Source organism: Helcobacillus massiliensis, assembly GCF_033106145.1.
Taxonomy (GTDB): Bacteria; Actinomycetota; Actinomycetes; order Actinomycetales; family Dermabacteraceae; genus Helcobacillus; species Helcobacillus massiliensis.
Genome location: NZ_CP136959.1, coordinates 2,257,558 through 2,272,531, shown reverse-complemented (window position 1 = coordinate 2,272,531; position 14,974 = coordinate 2,257,558). Strand labels below are relative to the sequence as shown.

Annotated in this window: 8 protein-coding genes; 2 read left to right on the top strand and 6 right to left on the bottom strand. The window is 69.6% G+C overall.

Annotation, left to right across the window (positions count from 1 at the left end; all coding sequences use genetic code 11):
- Positions 1–1,339 precede the first annotated feature (1,339 nt).
- From R3I40_RS10330 to R3I40_RS10305, 6 genes are all read right to left on the bottom strand, one after another.
- On the bottom strand, positions 1,340–1,780 hold the full coding sequence (locus R3I40_RS10330) for a hypothetical protein (RefSeq protein ID WP_183377117.1): 441 nt from the start codon (positions 1,778–1,780) through the stop codon (positions 1,340–1,342).
- 125 nt (positions 1,781–1,905) lie between these two features.
- Positions 1,906–2,934 carry a thioredoxin-disulfide reductase gene (gene trxB / locus R3I40_RS10325; protein ID WP_375544841.1) on the bottom strand — a complete coding sequence of 343 codons (1,029 nt, stop codon included), beginning with the start codon at positions 2,932–2,934 and terminating at the stop codon, positions 1,906–1,908.
- Positions 2,935–3,097: 163 nt separating this feature from the next.
- On the bottom strand, positions 3,098–3,580 hold the full coding sequence (locus R3I40_RS10320) for a hypothetical protein (RefSeq protein WP_317699982.1): 483 nt from the start codon (positions 3,578–3,580) through the stop codon (positions 3,098–3,100).
- 136 nt (positions 3,581–3,716) lie between these two features.
- Complete coding sequence (locus R3I40_RS10315) at positions 3,717–6,233, bottom strand: protein kinase family protein (protein ID WP_285261721.1); 2,517 nt, start codon at positions 6,231–6,233, stop codon at positions 3,717–3,719.
- Between the two features lie 135 nt (positions 6,234–6,368).
- Complete coding sequence (murJ, locus tag R3I40_RS10310) at positions 6,369–8,069, bottom strand: murein biosynthesis integral membrane protein MurJ (RefSeq protein ID WP_183377120.1); 1,701 nt, start codon at positions 8,067–8,069, stop codon at positions 6,369–6,371.
- 13 nt (positions 8,070–8,082) lie between these two features.
- The gene (locus R3I40_RS10305) at positions 8,083–10,614 is read right to left on the bottom strand and encodes a DUF6049 family protein (RefSeq protein ID WP_285261722.1); all 2,532 of its coding nucleotides are present in this window, start codon (positions 10,612–10,614) and stop codon (positions 8,083–8,085) included.
- A 186-nt stretch (positions 10,615–10,800) separates the two neighbouring features.
- Here R3I40_RS10305 and R3I40_RS10300 point away from each other — a divergent pair, with 186 nt between their 5' ends.
- Together R3I40_RS10300 and R3I40_RS10295 are read left to right on the top strand one after the other, a co-directional pair.
- Positions 10,801–12,204: a CCA tRNA nucleotidyltransferase gene (locus R3I40_RS10300; RefSeq protein WP_183377143.1), complete on the top strand. Its 1,404-nt coding sequence runs from the start codon at positions 10,801–10,803 to the stop codon at positions 12,202–12,204.
- 160 nt (positions 12,205–12,364) lie between these two features.
- Positions 12,365–14,926, top strand: a complete 2,562-nt coding sequence (locus R3I40_RS10295; protein WP_317699981.1) for a transglycosylase domain-containing protein — start codon at positions 12,365–12,367, stop codon at positions 14,924–14,926.
- Positions 14,927–14,974: the final 48 nt, after the last annotated feature.

Below are 14,974 nucleotides of genomic sequence, written 5' to 3'. Positions count from 1 at the left end.
GCCGCTGCCCCGAGTCACTGTGTTCGGTCGATCGAAAGTCGTGCTCTTCGGTGGCAATGAGTTCTCAATGTGGGGAGATGCTGCGGTGCTGTGTCTGCGACAGTGTGTTCCACGTGAAACCACTGGGACGGAACGACAGGGAGGGAGCTACGGCCATGGCGACTCTCCACTGGCTCAAGTTGCGGTCGTGCGAGGTTTCACGTGAATCCTCGACGACGTGCCACATTCGGCGGCGTAGGGTGCGAAGGCTCTCCGGCGTGCTTCCTTCCGGTGCAGGCAGTTCCACGTGAAACAGCCTGCGGCACGAGATAGCACGTGTCGGAGCTCCGGAATGAACATGCCGCGCGCCCTCGCCGGCGATGGCGACACGTTTCGCGTGGAACGGACCGGTGTGCCTCGGCCTGTTAGAGGCTCTTGTGCGCACCTGACAGTTGCCGGCGCGATCAATGGGGCGCTTGTTTCACGTGAAACGCGACTGACGTGTTTGTAGAGGGCCAAGGCTGGACCGGAGTCCCTACTGCGAGGTGCCGATTGTGATGACGTCTCTGTCTCATCGAAAAGAGTCGGAGGCTGCTATCGGAATCGAGAGGGTGGCTTCCCAACCATGCTGGGACGGCATGTTTCACGTGCAACCAATGAACGGCAGTACCCAAAGCCATCCGTTTCACGGGAAACGTTCTGAAAGAGCATCCGGCTGAGGGCGCGGCGTCGTCAGAACCGCCAAGCTCTGTTGGCCCCAAGCCACACTTGTGCCCGCGACTTGGTGGCGACAGCGACCAGTGGGCCGGGCCCGAGGCCCCTGCGGCGTGTGCACGCTGCTGCTGGCCACGCGGCCCATGCGTTTCACGTGGAACTCCGCGTTGAGAAAGCGGCAGGGCGCGCATTCCTCTTTGTAGGGGGACGGGTCGGCATCTGGCCCCCAGCCTCTCCTCTGGAAGGGTTGCGATTGAGGTGAGCCAAGGCCCGGGGCTAACTGTTATCCACGAGTGTGCAATCAATTGTGGAAGAACGTGGTCCGGTCGAGTTATCCACAGTGTTGGTGACAACGTCAGTGATCGCTAAGCGGGGTTCCACGTGGAACCGGTGTGGCACATAGGCGGTAAAATCGCAGGTCAGAGGTGATTTTCGGCTCTTTGAGAAGCGCTCACCGTGCGAGCGCACGCGACGAGGGCCGGAGCGCACGGCCTGGGATCTGCACAGACTTGTATCCACAAGGTTGTGGATAACCTAGTGGATGGCTGGGGACAAGTGAGCTTGACCCAACAAGGCGCGGGGCCAGTAGCTGCGGTCCGGCACGCCTGGCGCCCAGCTGGCGACCCAGGCGGACGGGATGAACGGATTACGGGTGCAGCAGTCGCTCGATAGCGTCGACGACCTCGTACTTCGGCCGGGCTCCCCGGAGAAGTGTGATTGGCGAATCGGCAAGTGCGCCAGGGCCGTCACCGCCATCATTATGCCCCTCTCCGCCCGGAGCTGAGTGCGCCGCTGCCGCGTGTAGGCCGGCCTCGGGAATGAGGAGCCATGTTGGGAGGCGACGCTCAGTTGCGGTATCGCCAATCAGAGCTGCCGTGTCGTCTTCGACCGCTTCCAGAAGCTGCGCGGGACGGCTTCTGGAGAACACTGGCAACTGCTTCAGGTCATCAGAAGTTGGGAAACCGTCGGACACATCCACGGTCGCTGTCGTGACACGCGGCCCCATGACTTGGCCGATCTCCTCCGCCGCCAGCACTGCCGGCAGGGAGGGAATGCTCCACCGCGCCCAGAACACCACGGCCGACACGTGGGCACCGGCCGCCGGCGCAACAGGAGCAGCCGCAGCAGGAACGCCAGCGGCAGGGGAAGCCTCCACTGGGCCTTCCCCGCCGCTGCCCGCTGCATGCACACCGCCGGAGCGGTCCGAACTGCTCAGACGTCGTCCTTCGCCAGCAGGTAGCGCTCAGCATCCAGAGCCGCCGAGCAGCCGGAGCCGGCCGCGGTGATCGCCTGACGGTACGTGTGGTCCACAACGTCGCCGCACGCGAACACACCCTCGAGGTTCGTCAGCGTGGACCGCCCCTGAACGGCGATGTACCCGGCCTCATCGAGCTCCAGCTGGTCCTTCACCAGGTCAGTGCGCGGCAGGTGCCCAATGGCCTGGAAGAACCCGTCGGCCTCCACCTGGGAGGTCTCCCCGGTGACCGTGTCGCGGATCGTGAGGCCCGTGAGCGCGTTCTCGCCGTGCAGCTCCGTCACTTCGGTGTTCCACATGATGGTGAGCTTCGGGTCGTTCTCGGCGCGGCGCACCATTGCCTTGGAGGCGCGCAGCTCGTCGCGGCGGTGCATCAGGGTGACGTCACCGAAGCGGGTGAGGAACGTTGCCTCCTCCACCGCGCTGTCGCCGCCGCCGACCACCACGAGCTTCTTGTCCTTGAAGAAGAAGCCGTCGCAGGTGGCGCACCAGGAGACGCCCTTGCCCGTCAGTTCGTCCTCGCGTGCGAGGCCGAGCTTGCGGTACGCGGATCCCGTCGCGATGATGACCGCGCGTGCACGATGCACCTCGCCGGACTCCGTCTCGATCTCCTTGATCTCGCCGTCCAGCTGCAGACGCACCGCATCCTCGTACACGAGCTCCGCGCCGAAGCGCTCCGCCTGCTCCTGCATGTTCGTCATCAGCTCCGGGCCCATGATGCCCTCGGGGAAGCCGGGGAAGTTCTCCACGTCCGTGGTGGTCATGAGGGCGCCGCCCGCGTCGAGGGAGCCGGCGATCACCAGGGGCTTCAGCTCGGCGCGGGCCGCGTACACGGCGGCGGTGTAGCCGGCCGGGCCGGACCCCACGATCACAACCTCCCGCACCGGCGAATCGGCCTGCGGCTCCGCACCGGCCTCGGGCGCGGCCTGCGGGGCGGCATCGGAGTCGCCGACTCCGATGCCGAAGCCGGAGATGGAGCTGAGGATCGACGGGTTGGTCTCAGTGTTCACGAGGGTCCTTTCTTCGCAGAGGCGCTGCGGTCAGAGAACGGGTCAGCGGCCGGGACGGGCCGACGGGGTCGGGTGGCGGACAGTGGAGGCGGGGCGTTCGGGGCCGGGGAACCGGTCGGCGGGCCGACGGAGCCGGGATCTAGGACGTGGGCACGAGCTTCACGGCTCCGTTCCACAGGCGGGAACTGCTCGCCCCCTTCGATTCGGGGGTTCCACAGGAAGAACGCACAACCGTCGCGTTCACTTCCCCGCCCTCGGTGTGGATCACGTCAGCGGTGGTCGCGGAGTGCACCAGCAGCCAGGCCGGCCCTGAATCCATCCACAACACCTCCTCGATCATGAGGATCTGGTCGTCCACGCCCTGCTCCTGCATGCAGGCGGTGACGTCGAACGAAGCGGGGTTCTGCAGAGTTCCGGTGTCCACGAGGCGCTGCACCTCCTTACCGATGGAGTTCTCCGTCAGCACCGGCAGGCCGGACGCGTCCACTCCCCGTTCCGACTGCGACCCCGCCGGCACCGCCGCCGAGGTCGAGGTCTGGCTGGACACGCTCAGGCCCCAGGACAGCATCACGCCGAGCAGGATCGCGGCCGCGATCAGCAGCAGCATGATCGACGGCGGCATCCCGATCGCCTCCTTCAGCGGAGTCCTCAGGATCCGGGCGCGGCGTCCACGGCCCCGCCCGCTCCCCGGCTCTCCCGCGCGGCGCGGGGTCACGCGCCGCCGGGACCCGGGCTGGTCGCTGCGCTTCGCCACCGAGTCACTTCACCTCGACTTCGGCGACGTCCACACGGAAGCGGCCGTTCGGCAGGGCGCCCGGCTTCGGCGACCACAGCATCAGCCGCTCAGCCTCCACGGGCTCCTCCGGCTTCAGCGACATCTCACCCGGGTTCAGGTCCGTGGAGGCGAGGACGTCACCGGGGGTGCCGTCGGGGTTCACGGTGCGCAGCTCCAGGGTGCCGCCCTGCGCCTCACCACCGTGCACGATCACCTCGGTGACCTCGCCCTTCTTCTCGAAGTTCAGCAGCACACCCATGCCGTTTCGGAGGTTGCCGAAGTCCTCGCTGGCGTACTCCTTGGTCTTCCACACGGTGCCCATGTCGCCGTCGTTGATGCGGCCCGCGTTCTCCGGGTAGTCCGCCTTCGAGGGGTCCTCCGGGTACACGATCTCGGCATTCTTCAGCGCCGCCGGCTCGACCTTCGGCTCCTCCGACTTCGCCGGCTCCGGGGACTTCTCCGCCGGAGCCTCCGACTCCGCGGTCGCGGTCGGCTCCACAGTCTTCGCGGGCTCACTGGAGACCCCGCGGTCGCGGTTCACCGAGGTGACCGTGTTGATCGCCAGGAACCCGGCGAGCGCCACCAGCACGATCATCAGAATGATCAGGATGCGGGACTGATAGCTGCGGCCGTCACCACGAGCATCACCGGTGCTGAGCGAGTCCGGGTCATCCGATGCGAAGGCCACCCCAACCACGTCGCGCAGCAGCGACGGCGAATCGCGCTCGCCGGTGTCCTCGGTGGGCGGCTCCGTCATGGACCGCTGGCGCCCAGGCACCGGGATCGCGGGCGCGCCGGCACCGCGAGGGGTGTCGTTCGCGCTGGTCAGCGCCGCGGCGGCCGACGGGTGCACCGGCTCCACCGGTGCGGACCGCCCGGACCGCTTCGACGGATTGACAGGCTCGGGCGCGCCCGTCGGCTTCGACGGGTCGACCGGCGCAGGGGCCTCCGACGCCGTCGGCACCGACCCCACGCCCGTCGGATCGTGGGGGGTGCGCCCACCCGTACTCGCGGAACCGGCAGCGCCGAGAGCGGCGGCACCCGCGGCACCCGCAGCGGCGCTGGACGAACTGGACATCGCGATCCCGCCGGTGGTGGTCGCCGGCTCCCCGCTCAGCGACTCGGTGCGGCCCGCCACCCGCAGCGGACCGGTCGCGGCGGCGCTCTCCGCCTCAGCGCGGGTCTGCTGCCTGTCGGTGCGGGAGGAGAACTCGGGGGCGGGGCCGATCGCGTCGCCCCACGCCTGCGTGGCCGGCGCGCCCGAATCGGCAGCGCCAGCAGCGGCGGCGCCGCCCGTGGCAGCGCCAGCAGCGGCAGCGCCCGCGGTCGAGGCGCCAGCAGTGCCGGCGCCGGGGGTGGTGTCGTCGGCGGAGCCGTCAGTGAGGACGGAGGGGCTCGTCGGGGCGTCGTCGCCCTCGGGCCCCGCTGCGAAAGCGCCGCCGGCGGCCGTGGAACCGGACGCGGCCGCAGGATCCGTCGGCTCCGAGGCGGACTCGGAGGCCGGCTGGTCGGAGACGGTCCCGGCGGCGGGCGCCTGGTCAGCGGGAGCATCATCAGCGGGCGCGTCCTCGACCGGCGGCTCCTCGCCGCGCATCACGGCCAGCTGCGCCGCCGACAGCGGCTGCGGCGCCCCCACTCGCTGCTCCGGATCGAACGCCTCCAGCGTCACCGGCAGCGACTGCCACGGCCGCAGATCATTGTGCACATCCTGCGGCTCGTACACCGGGTCGCCCACCTGCGGGGCCACATACGTCAGCGCCATCACCGTGATGTCCCGCAGGTCATCCGGCACCGTCCGCGCCGACGCCAGCTGCGGATCCACCACATCGGACCCGCCGAAGAACTCACTGTCCCGGCCCGTCAGGCCCACGAACAGGATCCGGCCCAGGGACCGCGCATCCGGGTCCACCGTTCCCGGCTCGCCCTCACCGCTGCCGCGGCCGGCGCCCGAGGTCAGGCCCACGATGTCCAGGTCGCTCAGCGCCGCGGACTCCACGCCCGCACCCAGGATCAGCACCCGGTCAGCGTCCGCATCCACGAACACACGGTCCTCATCCAGCAGGCGATGCGTCACACCCTTGCGGCGCGCCGCCTCCAGCGCCACCGACGCCTGCCCGGCGATCGACCGCACCGTCTCCGGGCGCAGCGCTCGCTCACGCGCCATGTCCGACAGCGACGGCGCATCGACCCGCTCGTACACAACAGCCGCCACGGCAGTGCCGTCGTCGTCGGTCAGCTCATGAACAGCGGCGATCGGCACCAGCGACTGGTGCACCACCAGCTGAGAGCGCCGCGCCGCATCCGCCACATCCGCGGCGATCTCCCCGCGCGCGAGGAAGACGAGGACGCTGCCGCCCTCCTTCTCACCCACATGCCAGGTGGCGCCGTCCACAGGGTGCGCGGGCAGCGTCCGGTCCGCGGGGGCCTCGCCCTCGCCGTCGAACCCGGGCACGATCGCGTACTCCTTGAGGAATGCGTCCACCGTGGAATGCTCGGCCATCCAGTCACCTCTGCTCGGCAATGGTCATCCTGACTTCAGTCATCGGGTCATCGGCCGCACACGGCCGGAACGCGCCTCCCGGCGCAGGGCCCGCGGCCGATACCGCTTCCCCATGGTAGACGCACGGCGTGCGGATCACCTCGAGCGCTTCAGCCGTCGGCCCACGAACGCCCCCATGGCGCGGATCTCCTCCACCCGCAGCACGAACGCCGCACCGATGAACAGAGCCGCCATCACCGCACCGATCGCGCCGCACACCAGCACCGCCACCGGACGGCTCGACCACACCCAGTCATGCGCCGCGTGCAGCAGCCCCCACCCGGCAGCGCCGGACACAACCGCCGCCACCAGCAGACGCAGGAACGTGGAGATCGTCAGGCCCAGGCCGTGCGGCCGCACCCCCAGGCGCTGCAGCTTCCGACGCAGCATCCACGTGCCCATGCCCCACGCCATCAGGTTGCCGATGCTGGTGACCAGCGCCGCCGCCGGGGTCGCGAACTGCGGATCCACCAGGCGCGAGATCGGAATGATCATCGCCAGGCTGAACGCGGTGACGGGGATCTGCGTCAGGAAGCTCATCCGCGCGTCCTCATACGCGTAGAAGAACCGCTTGGTCAGGTACAGCGACGCGAACGGCAGCAGACCCACCATGTACGCGGCCAGCACCAGGCCGTTCGCTTCGGCGGACGTCGGCGTGGTTCCACCGATCGCCACCCACATGATCGGTCCCGCCAGCACCCCGAACAGCACACTGAACAGGATCATCGGCACCATCAGGATGCGGCCCGTCTCCGCGTACGTCTCGAACGCGCCCTGGTGATCGCCGTCGCGGGCATGCCGGGAGATCTGCGTGAACACGCTCGTCACCAGCGCCACCGCGATGATGCCCTGCGGCACCATGAACACCGTGTAGGACCAGTCCAGCGCCGCCAGACCCGCATACTTCTGCGCCTCCGCAGTGCGGCCCTCCTGGTGCAGGCGCGAAATCGCATCCACCGTGGGGCCGGACGCCCACCGAGTGGCGAACACGCCGATCTGCCCCAGGATCACCATCGCCAGGGTCCACATGCCGAGCTTGCCGAGGGTGCGCAGGCCGAGGTTGCGGAAGCCCCACTTCAGGCGGATCCGCAGCCCGATGCGGTGCGTCCAGTACCAGAGGAACGCCGACTGCACCACGGAGCCGGAGACCTGGATGCCGGCGAGCATCAGCACCATCGGCATCGTCCACGCCGTCGGGTCCGGCTGCGACCCGAACAGCACCAGGAACGCGATCGAGGAGAGGATCGCCATGATGTTGTTCAGAGCCGGCGCCCACTGGAACGGGCCGAACGACTCGTGCGCGTTCAGCACCTGCCCGAACATCACGTACAGCGCCGACAGCAGCATCTGCGGCAGCAGGAAGTACGCCAGCGTGGTCGCCGCCTGCATCGTCACCGGGTCGAGGTTCGAGTTCGCCACCACCAGCAGCGGCGTCACCAGCAGCATCGCCAGCGCCGTCGCCGCACCCGTCACCACCAGGATCAGGGTGGTCAGGCGCGACATGTAGTCGTCGCCGCCGTCGGGCCGCTTCATCGCCCGCACGATCGCCGGCACCAGGATCGCGTTGAGGGTGCCGCCGCCGATCAGCAGCCACAGCGAGCTCGGCAGGATGTTCGCCGCGGAGAACGAGTTCGCCGCCACCGTGCTGGTGCCGCCCAGCACCATGCCGAGCAGGAAGTTGCGGACGAACCCGAGGATGCGGGAAACGGTGGAGCCGGCCGCCATGAGCGCGGAGGCGCGCATGTGGGCGGCGCGCCCGCGCTGCGGGGCCGCAGGTGCGGAGGAGTCCGAAGGCATGGAGTCGGGGGCCTCACTTCTCATTGATGGTCTCAGGGGTCTGCACGCCGGGGCTGCGGGCGTCGGAGCGGCCGGAGCGGCCCGCCCGGATCACACCCGCCACCACGAGAACGGCCATGCCCACCACGATGATGAGCGTGGTCCGGTTCTCCCAGGCGGGATTGGCGTGGACCTCCACGGACTGCGTCCCGAACGGCTTCGACCCGTCCGGGGTCACGAGGGTGACGTCGAGGTCGAGGGTGCCGTTGGCGATCGCCTCGATCGGCACTGACACGTCCACGGAGGAGTGCGGCGGGATCGTCACCGCGCCCGGCTCCTTCTGGATCCGGACGATCCGCTTCGACACCGACAGGTCCGGCGTCACCGTGACCGGGGTGTCGAAGTCGTTGCGGATCGTGATCGGCAGACCGACGGAGGAGGACGCCAGGTTGTAGCTGGAGGCCATCGTCACCGTCACTCGCTTGTGGAAGTCACTGCTGAAGTCCACGGTTCTCTCCGCCAGCGCGGTCGCCAGCGCGTCATCGCGCGCGGCCCGCGGCGAGGTGGACGCGAACGCCGTCAGCAGCGGCGGGTTCGCCCGCGTCTGGTCCTTCATCATGGACCGCAGCGGCAGGATCTGCCCCACCGCCGCGTCCGACACCGTCACCACATCGCCGGACACCGCGGGGCGGTCCGCCGGAGAATCGGGCCGCTCCAGGGTGCCGTCGGCCCCGATGGCGACGGGCGCCAGGGAGGCCGACGGGCCCCTCCACAGCAGAGACTGCGACCCCTTGTCCACCCACAGGCTGCGGGTGCCGCTGCCGGAGCGCGCCGCATCCACCAGGTCACTGGTGGGGCGCTGCTCCACCCACGGCGCGTCCGCCAGGGCGTCCATCCCCGCCGTCATCGTGGTGGGGTCGAGCGTCGCCGACGGGTCCGGGGAGATCAGCACGTGCCGCGGCGCGTTCGTGGACTGCCCGGAGATCACGGCGGTGTCCGCCAGCACCTGCTGGCGGATCAGCATCGGGTCGGTCACTGAGGAGTCCGCTTCGCTGAGGGCGCTGAGGCGGGTGTCGTACGCCAGCAGCGGAACGCTCGGACCCCGCTTCCCGCTGCCCTTAGCGGGGTCGAGGCGGCCGTAGCCGCTGGTGGTGACCTGCGGCTCCGGGGTGGAGCCGAGGGACTCCGCGGGCACCAGGACGATGTCGGCGCCGCGGCCGGCGGCGTCCTGCGCGAGGCGCGCGGAGGCCTCCCCCGGTGCGAGCCGCACCGCCGAGCCGGCGGGCGTGACGGACCGCGCGTTCAGGACCCGGCCGGTCTCGGCGCTCCCGGCGGCGGCGAGGCGGGACTTCGCATCCACCGCGAGGGGGTCGAACTGGCCGTACGGCGCGGCGATGACGGTGCGGTCCTCGGCGGCGTCGGTGAGCGCGGAGGCGGTGGCGGCGGCCGTCGGATCAGCGACCCACGGCTCGGAGGAGGCCCAGGCGGCCGCGGGGTCGTCGGCCTGCGCGCTCGGGGACGGCGACGGGCTCGCCGACCCCTCAGTGCCCTCGTCGCCGCCCTTCTGCTTCTTCGCAGTCGAGGCGGCCGGCTCCTCCGCCAGTGACTGCGGCACCGGCGCCGACGCCAGCATCGACGGATCCAGCAGCCAGTCCGCATCGGGGCGCCGCGCCACCTCCAGCTGCTTCTTCATCGTCCCGGAGTTCAGCGACTCGGCGTACCCGGCGGGATCGGTGACGGCCTGCGCCGGCACCTCGGAGCGCACCGGCACCAGGGTGGACACGCCCGTGGTGGGCAGGTCCTGCGCGTCCTGCGGCTGCCACACGATGAACGAGCGGACAGCGGAGACGCTCTTCTGCCCCTCCAGCGGCAGCAGGTTCGGCGCCTCGGGGCCGGTGATCGCGGTGGAGTCGTTCGCGGCTGCGGCCGAGGAGGTGCCGGCGCCGTCGGCGGCATCGGCGGATGCCTGGGATCCGTCGGCCGGGCCGAGCGTCACCAGGGTGAGGGACACGGCCCGCGCGCCCCAATGGTCGGGGCTGGGGCCGAGGCCGAGATCGGCGGCGCGCGCGGTCACCACGAATTCCGCGGACTTCCCGGGAGCGATCGTGGACCGGGGTGAGAGCGCGACGGCAGAGCCGAGGTCCTTCAGCCCGTCGGTCGCGGCCCAGCGGCTGATATCCTCCCGATCGTCCAGGCGGGGGCGCTTGATTCCGAGCTGCACCGCGGCGCGCTCCAGCGGCTCCTCGCCCGTGTTCGTGACCGTCACCTTCACGGTGAGGGTGGAGTCGGGGGTGACGGCGGCGGGCGCCATGTGCGTGATCGTCATCCGCACCCCGTCGCGCTCCATCGGGGCGATCGGCACGGCGGGCGCGGCGTCGGCTGTGCGGGCGCCGCCCGCAGTGGGCTGGGGTGCAGAGGGGCTGCGGGGGGCGGCCGGGCCGGTCGGTGCGGAGGGGGCCGACGGGGCCGGGCGGATAGACTGGGCGGACAGAGCTGCGGCGCTCGCGGCCTGCGGCACCACTGCGATGCACAGAAGCATGAGGAGCGCGCTGATGACAGCACGCACCCCCCTCATGGTCGCCTGGGTCCGCATGACCTCTACTGTAAAGTGCCGAGCCCCCGGACGCAGAGGCCGCGCCGCCATCTGCAGACGGCCATCACGAATCCCACACGAAAGAGCCCCGTGAGCGAACCCGAGAACGAGACCAGCCGCCCCGACGCCGTCGAGCAGGCCCGCACCAGAGCGGAGAAGATGTTCCGGGCCCTGCCCCAGGAGATCCACGACCTGGGCCGCCTCTTCGAGGACGCCGGGCATGAGCTCGCCCTCGTCGGCGGCCCCGTGCGCGACGCCATCCTCGGCCGCTCCAGCAGCGACCTCGACTTCACCACCAGCGCCCGCCCCGACGACACCGAGGCGATCCTCAAGCGCTGGGGCGGCACCATCTGGGACATGGGCCGCGACTTCGGCACCCTCGGCGCGCAGAAGGCCGGCGTGCAGGTGGAGATCACCACCTACCGCTCCGAAACCTACGATCCGCTCTCCCGCAAGCCCGAGGTCTCCTACGGCGACACGATCGACGGGGACCTCTCTCGCCGCGACTTCACCGTCAACGCGATGGCGGTGCGCCTGCCGTCCCTGGAGTTCATCGACCCGTTCGGCGGCCTCGAGGACCTCGCCCACGGGCTGCTGCGCACCCCCGTGCGCGCCGAGCAGTCGTTCAGCGACGACCCGCTGCGGATGATGCGCGCCGTCCGCTTCGCCTCCCAGCTCGGCTTCGAGATCGAGGATGCGACGGCCGCCGCCGTCACCCAGCTCGCCGAGCGCATCGACATCGTCTCCGCCGAACGCGTCCGCGACGAGCTGGTGAAGCTCATCAACGGCGCCGAGCCGCGACGCGGCCTCGAGCAGATGGTGGACCTCGGCCTCGCCGAATACGTCCTGCCGGAGCTGCCCGCGCTGCGGCTGGAGCGCGACGAGCACCACCACCACAAGGACGTGTACGAGCACACGCTCACCGTGCTGGAGCAGGCGATCGACCTCGAGACCGACGCCGACGGCCCCTGCCCCCGGCCCGACTTCGTGCTCCGCTTCGCCGCCCTCATGCACGACATCGGCAAACCGGACACGCGCCGCTTCGAGAAGGGCGGGCAGGTCACGTTCCGCTTCCACGAGATCGTGGGCGCCCGCATGACCGCGAAGCGGATGAAGCAGCTGCGGTTCGACAAGGACACCACGAAGGCCGTCACCCGCCTGGTGGAGCTGCACCTGCGCTTCCACGGCTACGCCGACGGCGAATGGACCGACTCCGCGGTGCGCCGCTACGTCACTGACGCCGGCCCCGTGCTGCAGCACCTGCATCGCCTCACCCGCGCTGACTGCACCACCCGCAACAAGCGCAAGGCGCGCCGTCTCGCCTCCGCCTACGACGACCTGGAGCGCCGCATCGACGAGCTCGCCCAGCAGGAGGAGATCGACGCGATCCGCCCCGACCTCGACGGCAGGCAGATCATGGAGATCCTCGACCTCGCGCCCGGGCCCGTGGTCGGCGAGGCGTACAAGCACATGCTTGAGGTGCGGATGGACGAGGGTCCTCTCAGCCAGGAGGAGGCCACCGAGCGGCTGCGCGCCTGGTGGCGGGCCCGCAGCGTCGACTGACGCTCGCCCCTGGCCGCCGGGCCCGGGGCGCCGCGCGGCGCCCGGAGGAATGGGGACGGTCTGTGCAGATGAGGTGTGAACTGAATCGGGTGCAGGTGTTCACCACCAGGGAATGGACCTAGGCTCTGATCACTCCCATCAATCGGAAGGAATCGACCGCGTGAGCGACAAATCGTCAGGCAAGGATCCTCACCGCCCCAGCCGGGCGGCCAGCGGATCGCGCCGCACCGTGCGCACCCCCGGTTCGGAGTCGTCGGGTCGCCGCAGCACCGGAGCCGGCGCCGCAGCCGCCTCCACCAGGCGCACCCCTGCCGGTGGTCGGCGCCGTCGCGCCGCCGGGACGGCCGCGGCCGGTTCCGCCGCTGCCCGCCCCAAGGGCAACATGATCGGCTGGCCCCGCGCCGGCAAGAAGGGCCTGTGGCGCTGGATCCCGTCCTTCCGTCTGCTGGCCCTCGTCGGTGCCCTGCTGATCCTCGCCGGTGTCGGCGTCGGCGTGTGGTTCTACAACAGCACCGACGTCCCGGAGCCGACGGACGTCGCAGTCGCCCAGACCTCCCGCGTCTACTTCTCCGACGGCACCACCCTGATGGGTGAGTTCAGCGAAATCGACCGCACGATCCTGCCCTCGGACGAGATCCCGCAGAACGTGAAGGACGCCGTGGTGGCGTCCGAGGACTCGTCGTTCTACGAGAACCGCGGCGTGTCCCCGAAGGGCATTGTGCGCGCCTTCGTCAACAACGTGTCCGGCGGCGCCCAGCAGGGCGGCTCCACCATCACCCAGCAGTACGTGGAGCGCTACCACACCGGCACCCAGACCGGCTACCTGGGCAAGGCCCGTGAGGCCGTGATGGCGCTGAAGATCGACCAGGAGCTCTCCAAGGACGAGATCCTGTCCCGCTACCTCAACACCATCTACTTCGGCCGCGGCGCGTACGGCATCGAAGCGGCCGCGCAGGCGTACTTCAACAAGCCGGCGAAGGACCTCAGCGACTCCGAGGCCGCGATGCTCGTGGGCCTGATCCCCGCGCCGTCGTCCTGGGATCCCGCGGTGAACGAGAAGATGGCGCAGCAGCGCTGGGCTCGCGTGATCTCCCGCCAGGTGAACGACACGAAGACGCTGACCGAGAAGGAAGCGGACGCGATGGAGTTCCCCGAGGTGAAGAAGCCGAAGAAGGAGAACCGCTTCGGCGGCACCAACGGCTACCTCCTCGCGGAGGTGAAGAAGGAGCTCGAGGCGAAGGGCCTGACCCCGGAGGAGATCGACACCGGCGGGTACCACATCGTCTCCACGATCGACAAGAAGAAGCAGCAGTACGCCGTTGACGCCGTCAACAGCCTGCCGGAGGACCGCCCCGAGCGGAACCATGTCGGCACGGTCACGATCGACCCGAACAACGGTGAGATCGTCTCCATGTACGGCGGCAAGGACTACATCACCCAGGGCCGCAACGACGCCACCCAGTCGCGCATGCAGGCCGGCTCGATCTTCAAGACCTTCACCCTGGTCGCAGCCCTCGAGGACGGCTACGGCCTCCGCTCCCGGTGGGACGGCGACTCGCCGAAGGACATCCGCGGCTGGAAGGTGAAGAACTTCGGCAACACCTCCTACGGCCGCGTGGACCTGAAGAAGGCCACCACCAACTCGATCAACACCGCCTACGGGCAGCTGAACTTCGAGATGGGGCCGGAGCGCACGAAGGAGACCGCGATCAAGCTCGGCCTGCCGGAGAAGACCCCGGGCCTGGACGGCGACGTCACCAACGTGCTCGGCACCGCGTCCCCGACGGTGCGGGAGATGGGCGAGGCGTACGCGACCATCGCCTCCGGCGGCATCTACCGCCCCTCGCACATCGTGCGCGAGGTGAAGAACCCCGACGGTTCCGTGCGGTATAAGCCGAAGGACGAAGCCAAGCGTGTGCTGGACGAGGGCGTGGCCACCAACGCCATCGAGGCACTGACCGGCCCGCCCTCGCAGCAGGGGTCGGCTCGCCGTGTCGCCCAGAACATGGACGGCCGCCCCGTGGCCGGCAAGACCGGCACCTCCGAGAAGTTCCACTCCGCATGGTTCGTGGGCTTCACCCCGCAGCTCGTGACGAGCGTGGGCATGTTCCAGCCCACCGAGGACGGCAAGGGCTCGGAGTCCCTCACTCCGTTCGGTGAGTTCGATCAGATCACCGGCGCCACGTTCCCCTCCCTGCTCTGGGTGGACATCATGAAGCCGTCCCTGGAGGGCGAGCCGTTCATGGAGTTCCCGCCGCCGGGTGACCTGCCGCAGAAGCAGCGCTCGAAGACTGATGAGAAGGCCGTGTCCGAGCAGCGCCAGAAGGAGCGTCAGCAGCGCCAGGAGCAGGAGAAGGCGCGCCAGGAGGAGCAGCGCCAGCAGAAGGAGGAGCAGGACAAGAAGACCGAGGAGGAGCGCAAGAAGCGCGAAGAGGAGAAGAAGCAGGAAGAGGAGAAGAAGAAGCAGGAGGAAGAGAAGAAGAAGCAGGAAGAGGAGAAGAAGAAGCAGGAAGAGGAGAAGAAGAAGCAGGAAGAGGAGAAGAAGAAGCAGGAAGAGGAGAAGAAGAAGCAGGAGGAGGAGCGCAAGAAGCGCGAGGAGGAGGAGAAGAAGACTCCCGCCCCCACCACCCCTGCTCCGGCACCGGATCCTGCTGATCCTCCGGCGACGCAGCCGACTGCGGACAGCCCGGCCGCTGATGCGCCCGGCACTGCCCCGCGCTGATCGACTCCGCTCCTGCGGCGCTGGGCTGCTTCGCCACTGTGCCGCTCC